Annotated in this window: 19 protein-coding genes; 6 read left to right on the forward strand and 13 right to left on the reverse strand. The window is 71.3% G+C overall.

Features of this window, described 5'->3' with window-relative positions:
• Window positions 1–150: 150 nt before the first annotated feature.
• The 4 genes from whiA to uvrC are packed head-to-tail and all read right to left on the reverse strand — an operon-like array spanning window position 151 to window position 5,385.
• Entirely contained in the window at window positions 151–1,140 is a 990-nt protein-coding gene (gene whiA / locus ACWZEH_RS07335; RefSeq protein WP_456196695.1) for a DNA-binding protein WhiA, read from the reverse strand.
• The gene (locus tag ACWZEH_RS07340; RefSeq protein ID WP_456196697.1) at window positions 1,131–2,201 is read right to left on the reverse strand and encodes a gluconeogenesis factor YvcK family protein; all 1,071 of its coding nucleotides are present in this window, start codon (window positions 2,199–2,201) and stop codon (window positions 1,131–1,133) included. The genes whiA and ACWZEH_RS07340 overlap by 10 nt, the downstream gene beginning before the upstream one ends.
• Window positions 2,198–3,244, reverse strand: coding sequence for an RNase adapter RapZ (gene rapZ, locus ACWZEH_RS07345; protein ID WP_456196698.1), 1,047 nt, complete (start codon window positions 3,242–3,244; stop codon window positions 2,198–2,200). The genes ACWZEH_RS07340 and rapZ overlap by 4 nt, the downstream gene beginning before the upstream one ends.
• A complete protein-coding gene (gene uvrC, locus ACWZEH_RS07350) occupies window positions 3,241–5,385 on the reverse strand; it encodes an excinuclease ABC subunit UvrC (RefSeq protein ID WP_456196700.1) in 2,145 nt (714 codons plus the stop codon). The genes rapZ and uvrC overlap by 4 nt, the downstream gene beginning before the upstream one ends.
• A 175-nt stretch (window positions 5,386–5,560) precedes the next feature.
• Here uvrC and ACWZEH_RS07355 point away from each other — a divergent pair, with 175 nt between their 5' ends.
• Window positions 5,561–5,734, forward strand: a complete 174-nt coding sequence (locus ACWZEH_RS07355; protein WP_456196702.1) for a hypothetical protein — start codon at window positions 5,561–5,563, stop codon at window positions 5,732–5,734.
• Between the two features lie 256 nt (window positions 5,735–5,990).
• Here the strand turns inward: ACWZEH_RS07355 and ACWZEH_RS07360 are convergent, their stop codons facing one another.
• Window positions 5,991–6,248, reverse strand: a complete 258-nt coding sequence (locus ACWZEH_RS07360; RefSeq protein ID WP_456196704.1) for a hypothetical protein — start codon at window positions 6,246–6,248, stop codon at window positions 5,991–5,993.
• 294 nt (window positions 6,249–6,542) lie between these two features.
• Between ACWZEH_RS07360 and ACWZEH_RS07365 the strand changes: the two genes are divergently transcribed.
• Window positions 6,543–7,490: a hypothetical protein gene (locus ACWZEH_RS07365; RefSeq protein WP_456196706.1), complete on the forward strand. Its 948-nt coding sequence runs from the start codon at window positions 6,543–6,545 to the stop codon at window positions 7,488–7,490.
• A gap of 33 nt (window positions 7,491–7,523) precedes the next feature.
• Here ACWZEH_RS07365 and ACWZEH_RS07370 read toward each other — a convergent pair whose 3' ends face one another.
• The gene (locus ACWZEH_RS07370) at window positions 7,524–7,964 is read right to left on the reverse strand and encodes a Rieske (2Fe-2S) protein (RefSeq protein WP_456196708.1); all 441 of its coding nucleotides are present in this window, start codon (window positions 7,962–7,964) and stop codon (window positions 7,524–7,526) included.
• A gap of 235 nt (window positions 7,965–8,199) precedes the next feature.
• On the opposite strand from ACWZEH_RS07370, the gene ACWZEH_RS07375 reads away from it, so the two are divergent.
• Both ACWZEH_RS07375 and ACWZEH_RS07380 read left to right on the forward strand, forming a co-directional pair.
• Window positions 8,200–9,270: a LacI family DNA-binding transcriptional regulator gene (locus ACWZEH_RS07375; RefSeq protein WP_456196710.1), complete on the forward strand. Its 1,071-nt coding sequence runs from the start codon at window positions 8,200–8,202 to the stop codon at window positions 9,268–9,270.
• Window positions 9,251–10,159: a carbohydrate kinase family protein gene (locus tag ACWZEH_RS07380; RefSeq protein WP_456196712.1), complete on the forward strand. Its 909-nt coding sequence runs from the start codon at window positions 9,251–9,253 to the stop codon at window positions 10,157–10,159. The genes ACWZEH_RS07375 and ACWZEH_RS07380 overlap by 20 nt, the downstream gene beginning before the upstream one ends.
• A 111-nt stretch (window positions 10,160–10,270) precedes the next feature.
• Here ACWZEH_RS07380 and uvrA read toward each other — a convergent pair whose 3' ends face one another.
• Window positions 10,271–13,264: an excinuclease ABC subunit UvrA gene (gene uvrA / locus ACWZEH_RS07385; RefSeq protein WP_456196714.1), complete on the reverse strand. Its 2,994-nt coding sequence runs from the start codon at window positions 13,262–13,264 to the stop codon at window positions 10,271–10,273.
• A 223-nt stretch (window positions 13,265–13,487) separates the two neighbouring features.
• Here uvrA and ACWZEH_RS07390 point away from each other — a divergent pair, with 223 nt between their 5' ends.
• Window positions 13,488–14,177, forward strand: a complete 690-nt coding sequence (locus ACWZEH_RS07390; protein WP_456196715.1) for a maleylpyruvate isomerase family mycothiol-dependent enzyme — start codon at window positions 13,488–13,490, stop codon at window positions 14,175–14,177.
• Between the two features lie 10 nt (window positions 14,178–14,187).
• The gene (locus ACWZEH_RS07395) at window positions 14,188–14,844 is read left to right on the forward strand and encodes an MBL fold metallo-hydrolase (RefSeq protein ID WP_456196717.1); all 657 of its coding nucleotides are present in this window, start codon (window positions 14,188–14,190) and stop codon (window positions 14,842–14,844) included.
• 201 nt (window positions 14,845–15,045) lie between these two features.
• Here the strand turns inward: ACWZEH_RS07395 and aroQ are convergent, their stop codons facing one another.
• The 6 genes from aroQ to uvrB all read right to left on the reverse strand — a co-directional run bounded on the left by aroQ (window position 15,046) and on the right by uvrB (window position 23,551).
• A complete protein-coding gene (gene aroQ / locus ACWZEH_RS07400; RefSeq protein ID WP_456196719.1) occupies window positions 15,046–15,519 on the reverse strand; it encodes a type II 3-dehydroquinate dehydratase in 474 nt (157 codons plus the stop codon).
• Window positions 15,520–15,718: 199 nt separating this feature from the next.
• Entirely contained in the window at window positions 15,719–16,831 is a 1,113-nt protein-coding gene (locus ACWZEH_RS07405) for a calcium:cation antiporter (RefSeq protein WP_456196721.1), read from the reverse strand.
• 387 nt (window positions 16,832–17,218) lie between these two features.
• Window positions 17,219–18,223, reverse strand: coding sequence for a TerC family protein (locus ACWZEH_RS07410; protein WP_456196722.1), 1,005 nt, complete (start codon window positions 18,221–18,223; stop codon window positions 17,219–17,221).
• A 329-nt stretch (window positions 18,224–18,552) separates the two neighbouring features.
• Complete coding sequence (locus tag ACWZEH_RS07415) at window positions 18,553–20,559, reverse strand: TerD family protein (protein WP_456196724.1); 2,007 nt, start codon at window positions 20,557–20,559, stop codon at window positions 18,553–18,555.
• A gap of 115 nt (window positions 20,560–20,674) precedes the next feature.
• Window positions 20,675–21,253 carry a TerD family protein gene (locus ACWZEH_RS07420; RefSeq protein WP_456196726.1) on the reverse strand — a complete coding sequence of 193 codons (579 nt, stop codon included), beginning with the start codon at window positions 21,251–21,253 and terminating at the stop codon, window positions 20,675–20,677.
• 159 nt (window positions 21,254–21,412) lie between these two features.
• Window positions 21,413–23,551 (reverse strand): excinuclease ABC subunit UvrB, encoded by a 2,139-nt coding sequence (gene uvrB, locus ACWZEH_RS07425; RefSeq protein WP_456196727.1) that lies wholly within the window; start codon window positions 23,549–23,551, stop codon window positions 21,413–21,415.
• Window positions 23,552–23,588 lie beyond the last annotated feature (37 nt).

Consider the following 23,588-nt stretch of genomic DNA (forward strand, 5'->3'; position numbering starts at 1 on the left):
ATACCCGGCAGGCCGGGCCTTACCCGCCAGTAGGGTGCGGACCGCCCAGGCCGGGGGACCTTGTGCGGCTCCGTCAGGAAGGGCGGATCGGCTCGGACCAAAGGCCCTGCGCCCCGTGTTCCACTGCCGGGTCGAACCGTCGGACAGGCCCTAGCCGACGAGGTTGTCGGCGAGTTCCTCGCCGATGTTGGCCTCCGTGCCCGGGATGCCGAGGTCGGTGGCGCGCTTGTCGGCCATCGCGAGCAGCCGGCGGATCCGGCCGGCCACGGCGTCCTTGGTCAGCGGCGGGTCGGCGAGCGCGCCCAGTTCCTCCAGCGAGGCCTGCTTGTGCTCCATGCGCAGCCGCCCGGCCGCGGCGAGGTGCTCGGGGACGTCGTCGGCGAGGATCTCCAGGGCACGCTGCACCCGGGCGCCGGCGGCGACGGCCGCGCGGGCCGAGCGGCGCAGGTTGGCGTCGTCGAAGTTGGCCAGCCGGTTCGCCGTGGCGCGCACCTCGCGGCGCATCCGGCGCTCCTCCCAGGCCAGCACCGAGTCGTGCGCGCCCAGCCGGGTGAGCAGCGCGCCGATGGCGTCGCCGTCACGGACGACGACCCGGTCCACGCCGCGCACCTCGCGGGCCTTGGCGGCGATGGACAGGCGTCGGGCGGCACCGACCAGGGCCAGCGCGGCCTCCGGTCCGGGGCAGGTCACCTCCAGTGAGGAGGAACGGCCCGGCTCGGTGAGGGAGCCGTGCGACAGGAACGCCCCGCGCCAGGCCGCCTCGGCGTCGCAGGTGGCCCCCGAGACCACCTGCGGGGGCAGCCCGCGGATCGGACGGCCCCGGCCGTCCACCAGGCCGGTCTGGCGGGCCAGCTGATCGCCGCCCGCGACCACCCGGACGACGTAGCGCGAGCCGCGGCGCAGCCCGCCCGGCGCCATCACGATCAGTTCGGAGCTGTGTCCGAAGATCTCCATGATGTCCCGCTTGAGGCGGCGGGCGGCCATCGCCGTGTCCAGCTCCGCCTCGATCACGATGCGTCCGCTCACCAGGTGAAGGCCGCCGGCGAACCGCAGAACGGCGGAGACCTCCGCCTTTCTGCAGCAGGTCCGCGTGACGGGGAGCCGGGAGACCTCGTCCTTCACCGCTGCCGTCATCGCCATGGGCCGATCCTTCCATGCATCCGAAAAATACGGTCGTACGCGGCGGCCAACAGCTCCGGGTCGTGCCGGGGGCTTCCGTCGGGCCGGGCCACCGGCGCCAGCTCGACCGCGGCGCCGAGCCGCTCGGCGGCGTCGGTCAGCAAGTCGCGGTCGGGCACGGCGGCCTCGTCGGCCAGCACCACGTCCAGGGCGAGTTTAGGGGCGTGTCGTCCCAAAACCTCCACATGACGCTGCGGGGAGAAGCCCTCGGTTTCTCCGGGCTGCGGAGCGAGGTTCAGGGAGAGCACCCGGCGCGCCTTGGTCCGGACGAGCGCGTCCAGCAGTTCCGGCACCAGGAGGTGCGGGATGACCGACGAGAACCAGGAACCGGGGCCGAGCACCACCCAGTCGGCGTCGAGGACCGCCTCGACCGCCTCGGGGACGGCGGGCGGGTCGTTCGGCACGAGGTGCACGGACTGCACCTCGCCGGGGGTGAGGGCGACGGTCGCCTGGCCGCGGACGGTGTCCACGGCCTCGGGGTGCTTGGGGTCGTGGCCCTTCACCAGCGCCTGGAGCTCCAGTGGTACGGCCGACATGGGCAGCACCCGCCCGTGCGCGCCGAGCAGCCGGCCCACCAGGTCCAGGGCCTGGACGTGGTCGCCGAGCTGCTCCCACAGGGCGACGATCAGCAGATTGCCGACCGCGTGCTCGTGCAGCTCGCCCTTGGACTGGAAGCGGTGCTGGATGACCCGGGCCCAGGTCTGGCCCCAGTCGTCGTCGCCGCACAGCGCGGCCAGCGCCTTACGCAGGTCGCCGGGCGGCAGCACACCCAGTTCGTCGCGCAGCCGCCCGCTGGAGCCGCCGTCGTCGGCCACGGTGACGACCGCGGTGAGGTCGCCGGTGATCCGGCGCAGCGCGGCGAGCGAGGCGGACAGTCCCATGCCGCCGCCGAGGGCGACCACCTTGGGCTGGGCGCCGCGGCGTCGCGGCCTGGCGCCGCGGGCCCCGGTCTGCCGTCCGGTGGCGCGCCCTTCGGGCATCACCCGGCGCAACCGGTGCAGCCGCGGAGTACGTGCGGTCATTCCCGTCCCATGTCCCGGTGGACGACCACCGTCTCCACGCCCTCCGCGGCGAGTCGGGCGGCGAGCTTCTCCGACATGGCGACCGAGCGGTGCTTGCCGCCGGTGCAGCCGACGGCGACGGTCACATAACGCTTGCCCTCACGGCGGTAGCCCGCGGCGATCAGCCGCAGCAGCTCGGCGTACCGGTCGAGGAACTCCTTGGCGCCGGGCTGGTTGAGGACGTACGCCGCCACCTCCTCGTTGCGGCCGGTGAAGGCACGCAGTTCCGGGACCCAGTGCGGGTTGGGCAGGAACCGCATGTCCACGACCAGGTCGGCGTCGACCGGGAGGCCGTACTTGAAGCCGAAGGACATCACGGTGGCCCGCAGCTCGGGCTCCTCGTCGCCGGCGAACTGGGCGTCCATCTTGGCGCGCAGCTCGTGCACGTTGAGGCTGGAGGTGTCGATCACCAGGTCGGCGTCGCCGCGCAGTTCGCGCAGCAGTTCGCGCTCGGCGGTGATGCCGTCGACGATGCGGCCGTCGCCCTGGAGGGGGTGCGGGCGGCGTACCGACTCGAAGCGGCGCACCAGGGCTTCCTCGGAGGACTCCAGGAAGACGGTCCGCCGGGTGACGCCCCGGCTGGCGAGGTCGGCGAGGGATTCGCGGAGGTTGTCGAAGAAGCGCCGGCCGCGGACGTCGACGACGACCGCGATCCGGGCCACGTTGCCCTGGGAGCGGGCGCCGAGTTCCACCATGGTGGGGATCAGCGCGGGCGGGAGGTTGTCGACGACGAACCAGCCCAGGTCCTCCAGACACTTCGCGGCCGTGGACCGGCCGGCCCCGGACATGCCGGAGATGATCACCAGCTCGGGGATCGCCACTTCGGGGGCCCCGGCCGTTTCCTTGCCCGTACTCACCTGTGCTCCGTCACCTGTTCCGTCGCCGTCGTCCTGCCGTGTCCCGGGGCCTGTGTCCTCGCTGCGGCCCCGGCCGGTGTCCCGGCCCGCACCCGCGTCCCGGTCCGTGTCCCGACCGGTGTCCTTGTGTGTCTCGTGCTCGGTCATGTCTCCAGTCCCCGTCGGTCGTCCGGGGCGCCCGTGGGCACGGGCTCCCCGGGAGAACCCCCGGACTTCCCGGGTTCTTCCACGTCGTCCATGCCATCCATGTCAACCATGTCGTCCATGATCTCGCCCGTCGCCGTGTTCACGGCGGGACCGGCGGGGACCGCCCCGGCGAGGGCGGCGGTGATCGCCTCGGCCGTCTTGCGGCCCACGCCGGGCACGTCGCAGATCTGTTCGACGGTCGCCGCGCGCAGCCTCTTCACCGAGCCGAAGTGCTTGATCAGCGCCTGCTTGCGGCTCTCTCCGAGGCCGGGCACATCGTCCAGCGGACCGGACCGGAAGCGTTTGGCCCGCTTGACGCGCTGATAGCCGATGGCGAAACGGTGGGCCTCGTCCCGGACGCGCTGGAGCAGGTAGAGGCCCTCGCTGGTGCGGGGCAGCACCACGGGGTCGTCGTCGTCCGGCAGCCACACCTCCTCCAGCCGCTTGGCGAGGCCGCACACCGCGATGTCGTCGATGCCGAGCTCGTCCAGGGCCCGGCGGGCCGCCGCGACCTGGGGGGCGCCGCCGTCGACGACGATCAGCTGGGGCGGGTACGCGAAGCGCTTGGGGCGGCCGTCGTCCTCGGTGAGCGTGTTCGCGGACGGTACGGCGCAACCACCGGCGGCCCCGGCGCTTCCGACGGTCTCCTCCACGGGCTGCCCGCCGTAGGGCTCCGCGCCGTCGCTCCACTCGCCGGTCCGCTCCTTGTCGGCGAGATAGCGCCGGAAGCGGCGGCTGATCACCTCGTGCATGGACCGGACGTCGTCCTGGCCGGCGAAGCTCTTGATCTGGAAGCGGCGGTACTCGCTCTTGCGGGCCAGCCCGTCCTCGAAGACGACCATGGAGGCCACGACGTCGTCGCCCTGGAGGTGCGAGATGTCGTAGCACTCGATCCGCAGCGGGGCGCTGTCCAGGCCCAGGGCGTCGGCGATCTCCTCCAGCGCGCGCGAGCGCGTGGTCAGGTCGGAGGCGCGCTTGGTCTTGTGCAGGACGAGGGCATGCTGGGCGTTGCGCTCCACGGTCTCCATCAGGGCCCGCTTGTCCCCGCGCTGCGGGACCCGCAGCGAGACGCCCGAGCCCCGCCGCCCGGTGAGCCACTGCTGGACGGGCTCCACCGGGTCGGGCAGCGCGGGGACCAGGACCTCCCTCGGGACGGCGTCGCCGGTCTCCTCGCCGTACAGCTGCTGCAGGGCGTGCTCCACCAGGGCACCGGTGGTGATCTCCTCCACCTTGTCGGTGACCCAGCCGCGCTGGCCGCGTACGCGTCCGCCGCGTACGTGGAAGATCTGGACGGCCGCCTCCAGCTCGTCCTCGGCGACCGCGACCAGGTCGGCGTCGGTGGCGTCGGCGAGCACCACCGCGCTCTTCTCCATGGCCTTCTTCAGGGCCCCGATGTCGTCGCGCAGGCGGGCGGCCCGCTCGTACTCCATCTCCTCGGCCGCCTCGGTCATCCGCTGTTCCAGGCGGCGCACATAGGTGCCGGTGCGGCCGGCCATGAAGTCGCAGAACTCCTCGGCGAGTTCACGGTGGTCCTCGGCGGAGACGCGGTCCACGCAGGGCGCGGAGCACTTGTCGATGTAGCCGAGCAGGCAGGGGCGGCCGGTACGGGCGGCGTTCTTGAAGACACCGGCCGAGCAGGTACGCACCGGGAACACCCGGAGCAGCAGGTCCACGGTGTCGCGGATCGCCCACGCGTGCCCGTACGGGCCGAAGTACCGGACGCCCTTCTTCTTGTGACCGCGCATCACCTGCACGCGCGGGAACTCCTCGTTCATCGTCACCGCGAGGTAGGGGTAGCTCTTGTCGTCGCGGTACTTGACGTTGAACCGGGGGTCGTACTCCTTGATCCAGGAGTACTCCAGCTGGAGCGCCTCGACCTCCGTGGACACCACCGTCCACTCCACGGAGGCGGCCGTGGTGACCATGGTGCGGGTACGGGGGTGGAGCCCGGCGAGGTCCTGGAAGTAACTCGCCAGGCGCTGGCGCAGGCTCTTCGCCTTTCCGACGTAGATCACCCGGCGGTGCTCGTCGCGGAAACGGTAGACCCCCGGCGAGTCGGGGATCTCGCCCGGTTTGGGGCGGTAGCTGGAGGGGTCGGCCATGTCTCACACCCTACTGGCGGGGACCGACACGGCGGCGGGGCCGTGCGGCTGCGGGCCGGGCACCGCTGCGGAAGGGTTATGACCGGTGGGAAACGGGAAGGTGGGGGGTCCGGCCCCTCGGGCGGGATGCCAGCAGGATGCGGACGCGGTCACGAGTCGGAGGGCTGGTCGGACAATGCGACAGACACGGATCGAGAAAACACGACGGCCGGCCTCCCGCGCCCGCCGGTACGCGGACGAGACGGCCCCCCTCTTCGACTCCCTCGACCCACGCGACCCCGACATCGTGCGCGCCAAGCGCCTGGGTCCGCGCCCCAAGGGCGGCCGGGACACGGCAGGCAGGTCGTAGGGAAGTCACGGGGCCCTTCCCGGCAGGGCACCAGAGGGCGGTTCGTGGGCTGATGTCCGTTGCAAGGTGAGGTCGGGGCGGGGCTGCCGGTCCCGGTGGCCCTCCTCAGCTCCTCACCGGTGGCCGCACCACAGGGGGCGGGGCTGTTCGCGGGGCCCTCGTCGGCCGACGGCTCCCTTCGGGCAGTGGCGGCGCGGGTTGGCGGCGAGGACGCGATCGGGTATGCGCTCGGACGGGACCGGGCCCAGGCGCGTGATCAGGGCGGCATCCCGTCCGGCTGTGCGGCGGGTGCGCGGCCGGACGCTTCCAGGAGGAGTTCCTGGCCGTCGTCACCGCCCTCGTGGGGGAGCGGGACACACGGCGCTACGGCGCCCTGCTGCTCACCGGCGCCCACGGCATCGCGGACATGGAGCTCGGTGGCCACCTCGGCACGGACGGACTGCGCACCACCGCCGACGAGCTCGTCGACACCCTCGTCCGCATGGTCGCGGACGCCGGTGAAACGACATGGCAACGCCCACGCCCCGTCGGCGGCGGACTCTTCGCCCTCTCAGGGGCCGTGGTGGCCTTCGGGCCGCCACGGCCCCTGACGCGTGGGCGCCCCACGTGGGCACCGCGCGGCGCCCGCGTGTTGGGCATCAGGTGTTGTCGGGAATGGGTCGGCACGCTTCAATGCGGGGAAACTCGGGGACCCCGAACGGCGGCGTACGGATGTGAGGACCCCTGCGCGCCGACGGGGGAGGGACCCGGGGTGCGCCGAGCGAACGGCCTGACCAGCCGTTGTGGACATTCAGAGAAAGGCCCCTGCATGCCGCACGCCACACCGCACACGGACACCACCGCTCCGGAGCTGGACTCGGCCCTGCGCGGCGGCCCCTTCCATGTCGCCCTGCGGGCCGCGATAGCCGCTCGCGGCCTGCCGCTGCAACGGGTGCAGCACCATCTGTCGCGCCACGGCGTGAAGGTGGGTGTCACCAGCCTCAGTTACTGGCAACAGGGCGCCCGCCGCCCGCAGCGCGCCGAGTCGCTGCGGGCCGTACGGGCACTGGAGGAGATCCTGGAGCTGCCGGAGGAGTCGCTGATCCGCCTGCTCGCCGAGTCCGACGAGCAGACCCCGGACGACCGCCCCGCGGGCCGTTCCTACCGCTCGCTGGTCGAGGCCTCGGGCGTCCTGGCGAGGCTGCTGGCCGAGCTCGACGCCACCCGGGACAGCGGGCTGCAGGCCCTGGGACACCATGAGCGGGTCCGGATCGGGGAGCACCGGGAGCTGGCGGAGCGTGAGTCCCACCACATCGTGCGCGCCCACCGGGACGGCATCGACCGCTTCGTGGCCGTCCACCACGGCGACCCCGGTGCCGCACCGGCCCGGATGGCCGTGCACGCCCTGGAGAACTGCCGTACCGGCCGCGTCCGCCGGCAGCAGGACACCGGCCTGCTCGCGGCCGAGCTGCTCTTCGACACACGGCTGCGGGCCGGTGACACGTTCCTCTTCCGGTACGCCGTGGAGGACGGCACGGCCGGTGTCTCGCACGAGTACGTGCACGGGACGGACTCCCCCGGCGGCCAGTACGCGCTCCAGGTGTGCTTCGACTCCGGGGTCCTCCCGGCGCGCTGCCACCGGTTCACCCAGCACTCCGCGGCGGCGCCGCGCGGCGGCCGTCAGGAGCTGGCGGTCAGCGCCCGGCACCGCTCGGTGCACCTGGTCGAACCGCGCGTGCGAACGGGGTACGTGGGGATCGGCTGGGACTGGGACTGAACCCCGCTTCCGGGCCGGGCCCCGCGGCGCGGCTCAGCGGCTGGGCCCGGTGGCCCAGGCCTGCGGCTTCGCGACGATCGTGCCGTTGCGGACCTCGACGGAGAGCCGTGTCAGCGATGCCACCGCCGGCTCGCGCAGCACCTTGCCGGTGGTGGCGTCGAACTCGCTGCCGTGACAGGGGCAGATCAGCTTCGTTCCCTTCAGCTGGTTGACGGGGCAGCTCGCGTGCGTGCAGAGGGTGCTGTACGCGGTGAGGGAGCCGTCCTCGTCCCGGCTGACCACGATGTCGTGGTCCCGGAACAGCTTGCCGCTCCCTGGGGCGACCTCGCTCTCCGCGCCGAGTTCGACGGGCCCGGTCGGCTGCGGGGGCCTCTCCTCGCCTCCCCGGCAGGCGGTGAGGCCGAGCCCGGCGACAGGGGTGGGGGCCATACCTCTGAGGACGGTACGACGGCTCGCGGCGGGTCGGCCGGACATCCGATCTCCACTGGTCGGGCGGCGGTACGGGGCGGCCACACCGGGGGCGCCCCTTCCGCCTGCCGGGTGGGGAGCGGGTGAGGACGGTGGGGCGAGACCCGGCCGGGACCGGCCGTGCCCGAGCGACGTAAACGCTTGCGCAAGCGTTTACGTCTGCCGTCGGATGGGATAGTTTCCCCCTCACGGAGCCGCGACGGGGCACCCGCGTCGGCCGGGTGCGCGAAGGGAGTGGGCGATGGCGACCATGACGGACGTGGCGCGGTGCGCCGGGGTCTCGGTCGCGACCGTCTCGCACGTCCTGAACGGCACACGTCCGGTGCTCCCGCACACCCGCCAGGCGGTCCTGGACGCCGTCGAGGAACTCGGCTACACCCCGAACACGCTGGCCCGCTCACTGGTGACCTCCCGCACCCGTTCGATCGGGCTCGCGGTGTCGGCGATCAGCAACCCGTACTTCACCGAGATCCTCCAGGGCGTCGAGGCGGCCGCACTGGAGTACGGCTACAGCCTGCTCATCGCCGATCCGCACGACGACCCCGAGCACGAGCGCAAGGTGGTGCAGCTGCTGCACGAGCGCCGGGTGGAGGGCGTGGTCGTCGCACCGTCCGCGCAGCCGCGCGGGCTGCTCGCGTACCTCGGCCGCCATCAGGTGCCGGCCGTGTTCCTGGACCGGGTGGTCGGGGACACCGGGAAGGGCGGCCCGCGCTTCGACCAGGTCTGCGCCGAGAACACCGAGCCGACCGCCCTGCTGGTCACGCATCTCGCCGGGCTCGGTCACCGCCGGATCGCCCTGGTCGCGGGGCGTCCCGGGTTCAGCACCACCGCCGAGCGGATCACCGGCTACCGGCACGGCCTGGCGGGCGCGGGGCTGCCGTTCGACGAACGGCTCCTGGTGCACGGCGACTCCGAGTCGGCCGGCGCCGAACGCGCCACCGGTGACCTGCTCTCCCTCGGCGCTCCCCCGACCGCGCTGGTCACCGGGAACAACGCCATGACGATCGGCGCGCTGCGCGCCCTGCGCGCCCGCGGTCTCTCCGTGCCCGGGGACATCGCGCTGTGCTGCTTCGACGACTTCGCCTGGGCTGACCTGTTCTCCCCCCGGCTCACCGCGATCGCCCAGCCCGGCAGGGACATCGGCGCCCGTGCCGTCCAGGTGCTCCTGGACCGCCTGGCCGCGCCGGACCGGCCCGCGCGGACCGAGCGGCTCTCCTGCGCCTTCGTGCACCGCACGTCCTGCGGCTGCCCGGACCCGGCAGCCCCCACGAAACCCGAGAAAGGGACCCCTCGTGATCGTCGTAGCCGGTGAGGCACTGATCGACCTGGTACCGCGGGGCACGGGCGCGCTCGCGGCGTTGACGCCGGCGCTCGGTGGCGGCCCCTACAACACGGCGGTGGCACTGGGCCGTCTCGGCTCCCCCGTCACCTTCTGCTCCCGGGTGTCCCGCGACGCCTTCGGCGAGGCACTGCTGGACCGGCTGCGCGAGACCGGCGTGGCGGTGTCCTCGGTGCAGCGCGGTGACGAGCCCACGACGCTCGCCGTCGCCACGGTCGCGACGGACGGCTCGGCGGTCTACTCCTTCTACGTGGAGGGGACGGCGGACCGGCTCTTCGCGGCTCCGGACGCGTTGCCGGCCGGCACCCGCGCGGTGTCGTTCGGCACCTGCTCCCTCGTGCTGGAGCCTGGGGCGACCGCGTACGAGGAGCTGATGCGCACCGCCCACGCGCGGGGTGTGTTCACGGCACTGGATCCCAACATCCGGCCGGGGCTGATCCCGGACCCCGACGCCTACCGGAGCCGGTTCCTGAGCTGGCTGCCGTCGGTGTCGCTGCTGAAACTGTCCGAGGAGGACGCCCGGTGGCTCGGCGGCACCCCCGCGCGGTGGCTGGCGGCCGGTCCGGCGGCGGTCGTGGTCACCCGGGGCGGTGACGGGCTGACCGTGTTCACGCGGGAGGGCGGCGAGTACACCGTGCCGGGTGAGCGGGTCGAGGTGGTGGACACGATCGGCGCGGGTGACACCGTCAACGCGGCGCTGCTGCACGGTCTGGCGGCCCGGGACGCGCTCAGCGAGCGGGGGGCGGCCAAGCTGGGCGCGGACGGCTGGCGGGAGCTGCTCGGTTTCGCGGCGCGCGCGGCGGCGATCACCTGCTCGCGCGCGGGCGCGGAGCCTCCGTATGCCCACGAACTGGATGCTTGAGGCCCCACGTCCCACGCCCGGGGGGTGATCGGCCGGACAGGCCGTACGCCCTCGCAGCGTGCCGCTCGCCCGGCCGGACGGATCCAGGTCCGTCCGGCCGGGCCGGTCAGGTCAGGCCTTCGCCGTCCGGACCGTCCCCTTCCCGGCGGTCCTGGCGGCGGCCGTCTTGCCGGCAGGTGTCTTGGTGACGACCGTCTTCTTGGCCGTGGCCCTCTTCGCCACCGCCTTGCGCGGGGCCGTCACCGTGGCGGCGTCGCTGATCCGGTCCGCTCCGAGGACGTCGCGCAGGAACTTGCCGGTGTGGCTGGCCGGGACGGCGGCCACCTGCTCGGGCGTGCCCTCCGCGACGACCAGACCGCCGCCGGAACCGCCCTCGGGGCCCATGTCGACGACCCAGTCCGCGGTCTTGATCACATCGAGGTTGTGCTCGATGACGATGACCGTGTTGCCCTTGTCGACCAGGCCGGACAGGACGGTCAGCAGCTTGCTGATGTCCTCGAAGTGCAGTCCGGTGGTCGGCTCGTCCAGGACGTAGACCGTGCGGCCGGTGGAGCGCCGCTGCAGCTCGCTCGCGAGCTTCACCCGCTGGGCCTCGCCGCCGGACAGGGTGGTGGCCGCCTGGCCGAGCCGCACGTACCCGAGACCGACGTCGTGGAGTGTCTTCATGTGGCGGGAGATCGCCGGGACGGCCTCGAAGAAGTGCATGGCCTCCTCGATCGGCATGTTCAGGATGTCGGCGATGGACTTGCCCTTGTAGTGGACCTCCAGGGTCTCCCGGTTGTAGCGGGCGCCGTGGCAGACCTCGCACGGGACGTAGACGTCCGGGAGGAAGTTCATCTCGATCTTGATGGTGCCGTCGCCCGAGCAGTTCTCGCAGCGGCCCCCCTTGACGTTGAAGGAGAACCGGCCGGGCATGTAGCCGCGGACCTTCGCCTCCGTCGTCTCGGCGAACAGCTTGCGGACGTGGTCGAAGACGCCGGTGTACGTCGCCGGGTTGGAGCGCGGGGTACGGCCGATGGGCGACTGGTCGACGTGCACGACCTTGTCGACGAGGTCGTCGCCGTCCACGCGCGTGTGCCGGCCGGGGACGTTGCGGGCGCCGTTCAGCTCGCGGGCCAGGTGGGTGTACAGGATGTCGTTGACCAGTGTGGACTTGCCGGAGCCGGAGACGCCGGTGACCGCCGTGAACACGCCGAGGGGGAAGGACACCTCGATGTCCCGCAGGTTGTTCTCGCGGGCTCCGTGCACCGTGAGCCGGCGCGACGGGTCGAGCGGGCGGCGGACGTCCGGCAGCGGGATCGCCTTCCGGCCGGACAGGTACTGCCCGGTCTGCGACTCGGTGTTCTCGAGCAGTTCCTTCAGGTCTCCGCTGTGTACGACCTTGCCGCCGTGCTCACCGGCGCCCGGACCGATGTCGACGATCCAGTCGGCGACCTTGATGGTGTCCTCGTCGTGCTCGACGACGATGAGCGTGTTGCCCATGTCGCGGAGCCTGACCAGCGTCTCGATCAGCCGGTGGTTGTCGCGCTGGTGCAGGCCGATGGACGGCTCGTCGAGGACGTAGAGGACGCCCACGAGGCCGGAGCCGATCTGGGTGGCCAGGCGGATGCGCTGGGCCTCACCGCCGGAGAGGGTGCCCGCCGCGCGGTTCAGCGAGAGGTAGTCGAGGCCCACGTCGACCAGGAACCGCAGCCGCTCGTTGACCTCCTTCAGCACCCGCTCGGCGATCTTCTTGTCGCGGGCGGAGAGTTTGAGCTCGCCCAGGAAGTCCGCGCACTCGCTGATGGACATGGCCGAGATGTCGGCGATCGACTTCCCCATCACCGTGACGGCGAGAACGATGGGCTTGAGACGGGTGCCCGCGCAGGAGGCGCAGGCGACCTCGCGCATGTACCCCTCGAAGCGCTCGCGGCTGGCGTCGCTCTCGGCCTCGCTGTGCCGGCGCTTGACGAAGGGAAGGGCCCCCTCGAAGGCCGTCGTGTACCGGCGCTCGCGCCCGTACCGGTTGCGGTAGCGGACCTCGACCTGGGTCTTGTGGCCGTTCAGCAGGGCCTTCTTGGCGCGCTGCGGCAGACCGGCGAAGGGGATGTCGGTGCGGAAGCCGAGCGCGTCGGCGAGGGCGCCGATCAGCCGGGCGAAGTAGTCCTTGGTGTGTCCGTGCGACCAGGGGTGGATGGCGCCGTCGTCGAGACTCTTGTCCGGGTCGGGAACGATCAGCTCCGGGTCGACCTCCATGCGCGTGCCGATGCCGCCGCACTCGGGGCAGGCGCCGAAGGGCGAGTTGAAGGAGAAGGAGCGGGGCTCCAGTTCCTCGAAGGACAGGTCGTCGTAGGGGCAGTACAGGTGCTCGGAGAACATGCGCTCGCGCTCGGGGTCGTCCTCCGGGAGGTCGACGAAGTCGAGCACGACCATGCCGCCGGACAGGCCGAGCGCGGTCTCGACGGAGTCGGTGAGGCGGCGCTTGGCGGTGTCCTTCACCGTGAGGCGGTCCACGACCACCTCGATGGTGTGCTTCTCCTGCTTCTTCAGCGTGGGCGGGTCGGACAGCTGGACGGTCTCGCCGTCCACCCGCGCGCGGGAGTAGCCCTTGGTCTGGAGCTCGGCGAAGAGGTCGGCGAACTCTCCCTTGCGCTCCCGCACCAGCGGCGACAGCACCTGGAAGCGGCTGCCCTCCGGCAGCTCCAGCACCCGGTCGACGATGGCCTGCGGCGACTGGCGCGAGATGGGCCGGGAGCACTGGGGACAGTGCGGCTTGCCGATGCGCGCGAAGAGCAGCCGCAGGTAGTCGTAGACCTCGGTGATGGTGCCGACCGTGGAGCGCGGGTTGCGCGAGGTCGACTTCTGGTCGATGGAGACGGCCGGGGACAGGCCCTCGATGAAGTCGACGTCCGGCTTGTCCATCTGACCGAGGAACTGCCGGGCGTACGAGGAGAGCGACTCCACGTAGCGCCGCTGTCCCTCGGCGAAGATCGTGTCGAAGGCCAGCGAGGACTTGCCCGACCCCGACAGGCCCGTGAAGACGATGAGCGAGTCGCGCGGGAGGTCGAGCGAGACGTTCTTGAGGTTGTGCTCGCGCGCTCCACGGACGATGAGACGGTCGGCCACGCCGGTCCGCACCTTTCTTGAGAGAAGTGACAGGGGCGGGACCCCCGTGCTTTCGCACACTAGGGCGAGCCACTGACAACGCCGGTCGGTTTCACGGGTTGACAACAATCCCCGGCTCTCCAGCATGCCCGACGCCGCGTCCGAGCTTATAGCACGTGCATTCGATTCGCGGTCCTCCATCGCCGCCTTCACCCGAAGGTGTGGCGGGACTAGGGTCGGCTCCATGATTGATCACGCTCATGACCTGGCGTCCGTACACGACGCGACCGAGCGGCTGCTCCTCGCGGTCGGCACACTGGACAACGCCGCTGTGACGAAGGCGTCACGGCTTCCGGGCTGGACCCGCGGACATGTGCTGGCACACCTCGCGCGCAACGCGGACGCCTTGGTGAACGTTCTAAAGGGGCGTCCCATGTACGTCTCCGGCGCCGCACGGGAGGCCGACATCGAGCGGGACGCCCCGCGCCCCCTCGACGTCCAGCTCGCGGACCTGCGGGAGACGGCGGCCCGCGTCCAGCAGGTGGGCGTGGCACCGGCGGACTGGTCGCGCACCGTGGAGCTGCGCGGCGGTGTCACGGACCGTGCGGCCCGGGTACCGTTCCGGCGCTGGATCGAGGTGGAACTGCACCACGTGGACCTCGATATCGGTTACGAGCTGGAGGACCTCCCGGCGGAGTTCACCGAGCGGGAGATCGGCTTCCTGGCAGCACGGTTCGACGGCCACCAGGATGTGCCCACGACCCGCCTGACCACCACCGACGGCCGGACCTGGACCACCGGGGGCGGGGCAGCCGGCGACCCGGTCGAGGCCGGGGGGCCGGCCGCCGAACTGCTCGGCTGGCTCGCCGGGCGCCGTGACGGCTCGGGGCTGACGGTGACGTCCGGCACCCTGCCCGCCCTCCCCCCGCTATAGGCTGGCCGCCATGACGTACAGCGGGCGTGTGACGGTCGGCGGACCGGCCGACGTGCACGAACTCAAGGACCTGATGATCACCAAGGTCGCCGTCGGCCCCATGGACAACAACGCCTATCTGCTGCGTTGCCGGGCCACCGACGAGCAGTTGCTGATCGACGCGGCCAACGACGCGGACACCCTGCTGGGCACGATCGGTGACGACGGCATCGCCTCCGTCGTCACCACGCACCGGCACGGCGATCACTGGCAGGCACTCGACCGGGTGGTGGCGGCCACCGGCGCCCGCACCCACGCGGGCCGGGACGACGCCGAGGGCATCCCGGTGCCGACGGACGTCCTGGTCGACGACGGCGACATCATCGGGGTCGGACACGTGGAACTCACCGCGCGTCACCTCGTCGGCCACACGCCCGGCTCGATCGCCCTCGTCTACGACGATCCGCACGGGCACCCCCATCTGTTCACCGGGGACTGCCTGTTCCCGGGCGGTGTGGGCAACACCCACAAGGACCCGGAGGCGTTCGCCCGACTGCTCCACGACGTCGAGACGAAGATCTTCGACGTGCTCCCGGACGAGACCTGGGTCTACCCCGGGCACGGCAACGACACCACGCTGGGCGCAGAGCGCCCGCAGCTGCCCCGGTGGCGCGCACGGGGCTGGTGAGGGGCGGCCGGGCGGCGCGGCGCGGGCGCCGGTCCGGGTGAGCCCCGCCTTCAGGGCGGGGCTCAGGGGGCCTTGCACTGTGAGCGCCCGATGAGGTCGCGTGGTCCGGTGCCGGGGGTACCGCCCACGCCTTTCAGGCAGTGGGGGAGCATCGCAAGGCGCCGGGCCGCGCGACCCGGGCGGGCACAGTGCAAGGACCCCTCAGGCCGGTGCCCGTCCGGTGCCGGCCAGCGACGCGATCCGCTCCACCGCGAACACGTACCCCTGGACCCCGCAGCCCGCGATGACCCCGTCCGCCCGCAGCGAGACGTAGGAGTGGTGCCGGAAGGACTCGCGCCGGTGGATGTTGGAGATGTGGACCTCCACCACGGGCAGTCCGTCACAGGCGTTGAGGGCGTCCAGGATGGCGACGGAGGTGTGCGAGTAGGCGCCGGGGTTGATCACGATGCCGCTGTGGTTCAGCCGCGCCTCGTGGATCCAGTCCACCAGCTCGCCCTCGTGATTGGACTGCCGCAGGTCCACCGTGCCTCCGTGGGCGCCTGCCGCCCCGACGCACAGCGCCTCCACGTCGGCGAGCGTCTCGGAGCCGTAGATCTTCGGCTGCCGCTGCCCGAGGAGGTTCAGATTGGGGCCGTTGAGAATCATGATCGGGGCATCGGCCAGACTGCGGTGCACAGTTCCTCCGGTCCGTTCGGGAAAGCTCTGGAAAAGGTCGGGAAGAGGTCTATCACGCCCCACGCCGACGGTCGCCGCTGTGCCGCTGTGCCGCTGTGCCGACGGAACCGCCTCCGGGTGGGGGTGTGTGCCGACGCGTGGGTCTGCGCGGGACACGCCCCCGCCCGGAGGCGGTTTCTGAATTCGGTGCTACGGGTGGCTACGGGTTGATCGCCAGTTCGAGATAGGCCGCGAGAATCACCAGGTGCACCCCGCCCTGGAGCGGCGTGGCCCGGCCGGGGCGCACGGTCAGAGCGCCGACGACCAAGGTCAGGGCGAGCAGCACCATATGGGTGTTGCCGAGGCCCAGGACGAGCGGGCCGGAGAGCCAGAGGGAGGCTATCGCGACCGCGGGGATGGTCAGGCCGATGCTGGCCATCGCCGAGCCGAGCGCGAGATTCACGCTGGTCTGCACCCTGTTGCGCTGCGCGGCGCGCACGGCGGCGATGGTCTCGGGCAGCAGGACCAGCAGCGCGATGATCACACCGACGACGGCGTGGGGCAGTCCGGCCGACTTGACACCGGACTCGATGGTGGGCGAGACGCCTTTGGCCAGGCCGACCACCCCCACCAGGGCCAGACCGAGCAGTCCGAGGCTGATCAGGGCGGTGCGGCTGGAGGGCGCGGCCGCGTGCTCGTCCTCCGGGACCACGACCGGCTCGGGCTTGCCGGGCTTGACCTCGGGCAGGAAGTAGTCACGGTGCCGAACGGTCTGTGTCGCGACGAACAGTCCGTAGAGGATCAGCGAGGTGACCGCGGCGAAGGTGAGCTGCACCCCGGAGAACTCCGGGCCCGGCTTGCTGGTGGTGAACGTCGGCAGCACCAGGGTGAGGGTCGCCAGCGTGGCCACCGTGGCGAGCGCGGCGCCGGCACCTTCCGGATTGAAGGTGGCCGTGCCGTGCCGCAACGAACCGACCAGCAGACTCACGCCGAGGATGCCGTTGCAGGTGATCATCACAGCCGCGAAGACGGTGTCCCTGGCCAGGGACGCGGTATCGGGCCCTCCGTCGATCATCAGGGTGACGATCAGTGCGACCTCGATGATCGTGACGGCGACCGCGAGGACCAGTGAACCGAACGGTTCACCGACCCGGTGGGCCACCACCTCCGCATGGTGCACCGCGGCCAGTACGGCTGCCGCCAGCACCACGACCGCCACGGCGATGATCGCGCCGGACAGTTTGCTGCCCCAGGTCAGAGCCAGGAGGACCACCGCGAGGACGGGTACCGCGGTGGTCCACCGGCCTACGAGTGTTCTGATCGAAGTGGTCATGCGGAGCCCTCGGGCCTGAACGAACCCCGGAGTCCGGCCACTCGGCGCCCTGGGGAATGAATCACCATATCGGCCACTTTAAGGCTCCCGCTCCGTGCGGGTGTCCGGCCGTGCGACCGGTCTCGCCGACGCCCTGCGGACCCGATCGCTCGCATCATCCTTGTCGTTTCGAGGTGGTGGTCGTGGTGTGCGCGCATGATCTCCTCTACTGGCTGAGGGGACGGTCATCGGCGGACGGCGGTGAGCGTGGCCGCGTCCCCCCGCGGGTCGTTCTCTCCCGGTCCGGCACGGGACGGGACGGGCAGATGCCGGGAGCGGGGCGCGACTGCCTGCCGCGCCCCGCTCCCGGAAATCCCCTGCCCGTCCCCGGACGGGTCGGACGTCGGGTCAGACGTCGATGCTGTCCTTGTCGGTGCCCTCGGACCGGCCCTCCTCGGCCCGGTCCTTCAGCGCCTGCTTCTTGGAGGCCCTGAGGCTGGTGATGGTGGTGATGATCAGGACGCCGCAGATCACGCCCAGCGACACCGGGATGCTGATCTCGGGAACGTGCACCCCGGACTCGTGCAGCGCGTGCAGCACCAGCTTCACACCGATGAAGCCGAGGATGATCGACAGGCCGTAGGACAGGTGGACCAGCTTCCGCAGCAGACCGCCGATGAGGAAGTACAGCTGCCGCAGACCCATGAGGGCGAACGCGTTCGCGGTGAACACGATGTACGGGTCCTGGGTCAGACCGAAGATCGCGGGGATCGAGTCGAGCGCGAAGAGCACGTCCGTGGTGCCGATGGCGAGCATCACGACCAGCATCGGGGTCATGACCCGCTTGCCGTTCTGCTCGATCCACAGCTTGGTGCCGTGGTACCGGTCGGCCACGCCGAACCTGCGCTCGGCGGCCTTGAGGAGCTTGTTCTCCTCGAACTCCTCGTCCTCCTCGTCGGAACGGGCCTCCTGGATGAGCTTCCAGGCCGTGTAGATCAGGAAGGCACCGAAGATGTAGAAGACCCACGAGAAGCTGGCGATGATCGCGGCGCCCGCGGCGATGAAGATCGCCCGCAGCACCAGGGCGATGAGCACACCGACCAGGAGCACCCTCTGCTGGTACTGCGACGGCACCGCGAACTTCGCCATGATCAGGACGAAGACGAACAGGTTGTCGACGCTCAGCGATTTTTCGGTGATGTAGCCGGCGAAGAACTCACCCGCGGGCTGCCCCCCGCCGAAGACCAGCAGACCGAGCCCGAAGATCACGGCCAGGGCGATCCAGACAAGGGTCCAGATCCCGGCTTCCTTGACGGAAACGTCGTGCGGCTTGCGCCCGATGAAGAAGTCGATCGAGATGAGGGCGAGAAGGCCCACGATGGTCAGGACCCAAAGGGTCGTAGTAACTTCCACTGCGCCTCCGGCAGATACGTCTCACGGGAAATGTCAGCGTCATCGCTGCCGGAGGTCTCTTCCACCCGGGCCCCCGGGTGCTGACAGCACCCGGACAGGCTCATGGGCCGACGCCCCGGGATCAGGCCTGATCCGTATTGACGGGGTCGCCGCACAGACAGGGAGTACTCCCCTCCGTGTGCAAAACTTTACCCTCATCACCAAGGTTTGGTAAAGAGCGAGGTAAAAAGAATCCCAAAGCCCCAGGTGAAGGATGGTCGTACGGAGGCATGGTCCAAGAGATGGGACGCCACCGCGGCGATTGCGGACGCACGGTCACGGGTTCCCGGTCAGGGGCGCCGTGCCCGTCGGGCCTCGGCGACCCGGGTGAGCACCTGCTGGAGGACCTGGCTGCCCGGCGGCACGAGCGGGGGCTCGTAGGTCCAGGCGTGTCCGACCCACGGATCGGCCAGATGACTGTCGGTCACCGGGGTCAGCCGCAGCAGGGAGCGCCACAGGGGGTCGAGCAGCGGGCCGTATCCGGCGGCCTCCTCACGGTCGGCGACCATCATCAGGTGGACGCCGGAGGACGGCCCCTCGTCGGCGAGGTAGCGCAGCTGGTTCACGGCGCGGTCGTCGAAACCGTGCGGGAAGTCGTTGACGATCAGCAGCTGCTGGGAGGTGTCGAAGCCGGGCGGCAGCGAGTCGGCCGCCGAGCCACGCAGCGCCATCTGCACCAGGTCGACGCGCTGGGTGAGCCGGCCCAGGACATCCGTGACGCCCGCGGCGCCCTGGGCGGGCGGGGCCGCCAGCACACCGCTGCGCGTCAGCGGTATCAGCGGCTGCGCGCCCGATCCGGCCGGGTCGACGACGTGCACGGTGAACTCGCCCGCCGGGTAGACGGCGAGCAGGCGTGCCGCGTGTGCCACCGCCGTCTCCATGGCGAGACGCCGCATGTCGTGGGCGTCGGTGAACGACTCGTCCAGGGCGTCGGTCCGGCCGCTGTCGATCCACAGCCCGCGCTCCAGCGGCAGCCGGAGCAGCATCGGGATACGGATCCGGTCGGCCTCGGGCAGCCGGAGGTCGCCCAGGCGCAGCGCCATGGGAATCTCCATCGGTACCCGGTAGGCGTGCCAGACGGGATTGTCCCAGCGGGCGTACGCCGGGGGCAGGGCGGGTTCGACGACCTCGGCCTCGGCGACGAGCTGGGCGAGGTCGCGGTCGAGGGCCTCCCTCGCCCGGTCGACGAGCTGGGCCTGCCGGACCCTGGCCGCCTCGCGTGCCGCGTCGCCCTGGCCGCCGATCCGGTTGCGCGGGTCGGACAGGACCTGCTCCAGCTCCTTGTCCATGCGGGACTCGGCGAAGTCGACGGCACTGCGGTAGGCGGCGATGGTGCGGGCCAGGTCCTCGAACATGCCCCAGACCTGGTTGTAGAGGCGCTCCTCCATGGACCAGCCGGTCGCGTCGCCCGCGACGGGCTGCGCGGGTCGTCCCGGCGGGGCCGGGGACGCGGCCGGCGGGGGAGACGGCGGGGCGGTACTCCGCCGGCGGGGGTGGCTGTAGTCGATGGGGCCGCCGGCGGTCGCCGTGGACGGGTCCGCGGCTCCTCCGGGGTAGGCCGGCTGCGGTCCGCCCTGGCCCGGCGGTCCGGCGGGCTGCCCGCCGTACGCGGGTGACACGGGGCCGGGGGCGGCCTGGGGTGTGGTGCCGCCGCCCTGGTCGGGGTGGCGGGCCGGGGTGGCCGCCCGGCGGGAACGGTCGCCTTCAAAAGGACGGGGCGGGGGCGCCTGCACGGAGCGGGCCAGACCCCGGGCGACCGCTTCCTCGATGCTGCCCGCCAGCTGCCGCGCCTGGGGCAGGGCCTGGTCGGTGAGGAGCTCGGCCAGGCCGCCGGCGTATCCCTGGCCGACCGCGCGCACCTTCCAGGCGCCCTGGCGCCGGTAGAGCTCCAGGGCGACGACGGCCGTCTCGGCTTCCAGGCCGGTGATGGTGTAGCTGGCCACCTCGGTGCCGTCCAGCCCGGTGACCGCGACGAAGGGTGCGGCGACGGCGCCGAAACGGGCGGGGCCCTGGCCGGCGGGGGCGGGCAGGGCGAGCAGCACGCCGACGCGGTGGACCGCGTCGGCCAGGGCGTCCAGGTCCACCGCGAGCCGGTGGTCCGCCGCGGCCTGCCGCGACACCTCCAGGCCGGGCTGGGTGGGCGAGCCCGGATGGGCCACCCACTCCACCCCGTGGATCCTGCCGTTCTCGTCGCCGAGCGCGGCCACGGTCACGACCGGTGTGCCGGCCGAGACCCGGATCTCGAGACGGGACTGGGGGAGCGGGTGGTTCTGTCCCCGCACCAGCTCAGCCGTCATCGCCCTCGTCCCCCTGCGTCGCGTGTGTCGCTCGTGTTCCGTCGTACGTGACGTACCGCTTGTGACGTGCTGCTCGCCGCGTCACCCGCGGTCGTCCGGCTGCCGCTCCGGACGCTCAGAGCACCGGCAGGATCGCCGGCATCAGGTCCTGGAAGGTGCGGCCGTTGGCCGGGTTGCCGAGGGCCGTCATCGTCCAGCCCGTGCCCGAGCGGTGCACCTTCGCCATCAACTGGGCCGTGTACGCGCCGCCGCCGGCCAGCGTGTAGCGGGCGAGCTCCTCGCCGGTGGTCTCGTCGACGAGACGGCAGAACGCGTTCTGCACCTCCTGGAAGGTCTGGCCCGTGAAGGAGTTCACGGTGAAGACGATCTGGTCGATGTGGACCGGGACACGGGACAGGTCGACGAGAATGGCCTCGTCGTCGCCGCCCTGGCCGACGCCGCCGACGAGGTTGTCGCCGGTGTGGCGCACGGAGCCGTCGTCGCTCACCAGGTGGCGGAAGAAGACGACGTCGACCGGCTGCCTGTCCGCGAACAGGACGGCGGAGGCGTCCAGGTCGATCTCCCGGGTACGCGAGCCGAACAGGCCGCGGCGGGGGGCAGCCTGCCAGCCGAGACCCATACGGACCGCAGTCAGGCTGCCGCCGTCGTTCTTCTGCAGGCTGATGGCCTGACCCTTGGTCATGTTGACGGTCACGCGCTGATTCCCCTCTCGGACTTCCCCTGTTGCCGCGAAACCGCGGATGTCCAGAACCCTACGCAGGAGAACTGACAGTGACGCACCCCGGTCCGCGCTTTGTGTCGGTCTTGCAACACGGCCCGTACCGGGCGGGTGCCGCACCGGGACGCGGCGCCGTCAGGACAGGCCCGCCTCCCGCATCTGCCGCAACTCCTTCTTCATCTCGGACACCTCGTCGCGCAGCCGGGCCGCGATCTCGAACTGCAGGTCGGCGGCGGCGGCCCGCATCCGCGCGGTGAGCTCCTCGATCTGCTCGGCGAGCTCAGCCGCGGGCCGGTCGGTGGGTACCGGCTCAACGCCCTTGGCCCTGGCCTTCGCGCCCTTGGCCGCCTTGGTGCCGAGCGCGGGCACGGGAGCCTTGGCCCCGCCACCGTCCTTCTTGGACTGGCGGTAGCCGGAGCCCAGCAGCTGCTCGGTGTCGATGTCCTCGCGGGCGATCTGGGAGACGATGTCGTTGATCTTCTTGCGGAGCGGTTGGGGGTCGATGCCCTTCGCCCGGTTGTAGGCGACCTGCTTCTCCCGACGGCGGTTGGTCTCGTCGATGGCCTTCGCCATCGCCGGGGTGATCCTGTCCGCGTACATGTGGACCTGGCCGGAGACGTTGCGCGCCGCGCGGCCGATGGTCTGGATCAGGGAGGTGCCCGAGCGCAGGAAGCCCTCCTTGTCGGCGTCGAGGATCGCCACCAGGGACACCTCGGGCAGGTCGAGACCCTCACGCAGCAGGTTGATACCGACCAGGACGTCGTACTCGCCGCTGCGCAGCTCCCGGAGCAGTTCGACGCGGCGCAGGGTGTCGACGTCGCTGTGGAGGTAGCGCACCTGGATGCCGAGTTCGAGGAAGTAGTCGGTGAGGTCCTCGGCCATCTTCTTGGTGAGCGTGGTCACCAGGACGCGCTCGTCCTTCTCGACGCGCGAGCGGATCTCGTGCACCAGGTCGTCGATCTGGCCCTCGGTGGGCTTGACGACGACCTCGGGGTCGATCAGGCCGGTGGGGCGGATGATCTGCTCGACGACGCCGTCCGACCGGGAGAGCTCGTACTGGCCGGGGGTGGCCGACAGGTACACGGCCTGGCCGATGCGCTCCTGGAACTCCTCCCACTTCAGCGGGCGGTTGTCCAGGGCGGAGGGGAGCCGGAAGCCGTGGTCGACGAGGGTGCGCTTGCGGGAGGCGTCACCCTCGTACATGGCGCCGATCTGGGGCACGGTGACGTGCGACTCGTCGATGACCAGGAGGAAGTCGTCGGGGAAGTAGTCCATCAGGGTGTTCGGCGGGGAGCCGGGCAGGCGGCCGTCGAAGTGCATCGAGTAGTTCTCGACGCCGGAGCAGCTGCCGATCTGGCGGAGCATCTCGAGGTCGTAGGTGGTGCGCATCCGCAGACGCTGGGCCTCCAGGAGCTTGCCCTGCTTCTCCAGTTCGGCGAGGCGGCCGGTGAGCTCCTTCTCGATGTCGCCCACGGCCCGCTCCATGCGTTCAGGGCCGGCGACGTAGTGGGAGGCCGGGAAGACGTACAGCTGCCGGTCGTCGCTGATGATCTCGCCGGTGACCGGGTGGAGCGTGGAGAGCGCCTCGATCTCGTCGCCGAACATCTCGATGCGGACGGCGAGCTCCTCGTAGACCGGGAAGATCTCGATGGTGTCGCCGCGGACACGGAAGGTGCCCCGGGTGAAGGCCAGGTCGTTGCGCGTGTACTGGATGTCCACGAAGCGGCGCAGCAACTCGTCCCGGTCGAACTCCTCGCCGACGCGGAGCGGCACCATGCGGTCCACGTACTCCTGCGGGGTGCCGAGACCGTAGATGCACGAGACCGAGGCCACCACGACGACGTCACGGCGGGTGAGCAGCGAGTTGGTCGCGGAGTGGCGCAGCCGCTCGACCTCCTCGTTGATCGAGGAGTCCTTCTCGATGTAGGTGTCCGACTGCGGGACGTACGCCTCGGGCTGGTAGTAGTCGTAGTACGAGACGAAGTATTCGACCGCGTTGTTCGGCAGCAGCTCGCGGAACTCGTTGGCCAGCTGGGCGGCCAGGGTCTTGTTCGGCGCCATGACCAGGGTGGGGCGCTGGAGTTTTTCGATCATCCACGCGGTGGTGGCGGACTTTCCGGTGCCGGTCGCGCCCAGGAGGACGACGTCCTTCTCGCCGGCTTCGATACGCCGGGCGAGATCGGCGATGGCCGTCGGCTGGTCGCCGCTGGGCTGGTAGGGGCTGACGACCTCGAAGGGCGCCACCGTGCGTTCGATCTGGGAAACGGGCCGCATGCCACCCACCGTACGACCCCCCACTGACAACAGGCCC

The organism is Streptomyces yamdrokensis (assembly GCF_053890455.1).

Excerpts from the sequence above, each read along its gene's own strand:
- whiA (WP_456196695.1), bottom strand. The coding sequence starts at position 1,140 with ATGGCGATGACGGCAGCGGTGAAGGACGAGGTCTCCCGGCTCCCCGTC.
- ACWZEH_RS07340 (WP_456196697.1), bottom strand. The coding sequence starts at position 2,201 with ATGACCGCACGTACTCCGCGGCTGCACCGGTTGCGCCGGGTGATGCCC.
- rapZ (WP_456196698.1), bottom strand. The coding sequence starts at position 3,244 with ATGACCGAGCACGAGACACACAAGGACACCGGTCGGGACACGGACCGG.
- uvrC (WP_456196700.1), bottom strand. The coding sequence starts at position 5,385 with ATGGCCGACCCCTCCAGCTACCGCCCCAAACCGGGCGAGATCCCCGAC.
- ACWZEH_RS07355 (WP_456196702.1), top strand. The coding sequence starts at position 5,561 with ATGCGACAGACACGGATCGAGAAAACACGACGGCCGGCCTCCCGCGCC.
- ACWZEH_RS07365 (WP_456196706.1), top strand. The coding sequence starts at position 6,543 with ATGCCGCACGCCACACCGCACACGGACACCACCGCTCCGGAGCTGGAC.
- ACWZEH_RS07370 (WP_456196708.1), bottom strand. The coding sequence starts at position 7,964 with ATGTCCGGCCGACCCGCCGCGAGCCGTCGTACCGTCCTCAGAGGTATG.
- ACWZEH_RS07375 (WP_456196710.1), top strand. The coding sequence starts at position 8,200 with ATGGCGACCATGACGGACGTGGCGCGGTGCGCCGGGGTCTCGGTCGCG.
- ACWZEH_RS07390 (WP_456196715.1), top strand. The coding sequence starts at position 13,488 with ATGATTGATCACGCTCATGACCTGGCGTCCGTACACGACGCGACCGAG.
- ACWZEH_RS07395 (WP_456196717.1), top strand. The coding sequence starts at position 14,188 with ATGACGTACAGCGGGCGTGTGACGGTCGGCGGACCGGCCGACGTGCAC.
- ACWZEH_RS07405 (WP_456196721.1), bottom strand. The coding sequence starts at position 16,831 with ATGACCACTTCGATCAGAACACTCGTAGGCCGGTGGACCACCGCGGTA.
- ACWZEH_RS07415 (WP_456196724.1), bottom strand. The coding sequence starts at position 20,559 with ATGACGGCTGAGCTGGTGCGGGGACAGAACCACCCGCTCCCCCAGTCC.
- uvrB (WP_456196727.1), bottom strand. The coding sequence starts at position 23,551 with ATGCGGCCCGTTTCCCAGATCGAACGCACGGTGGCGCCCTTCGAGGTC.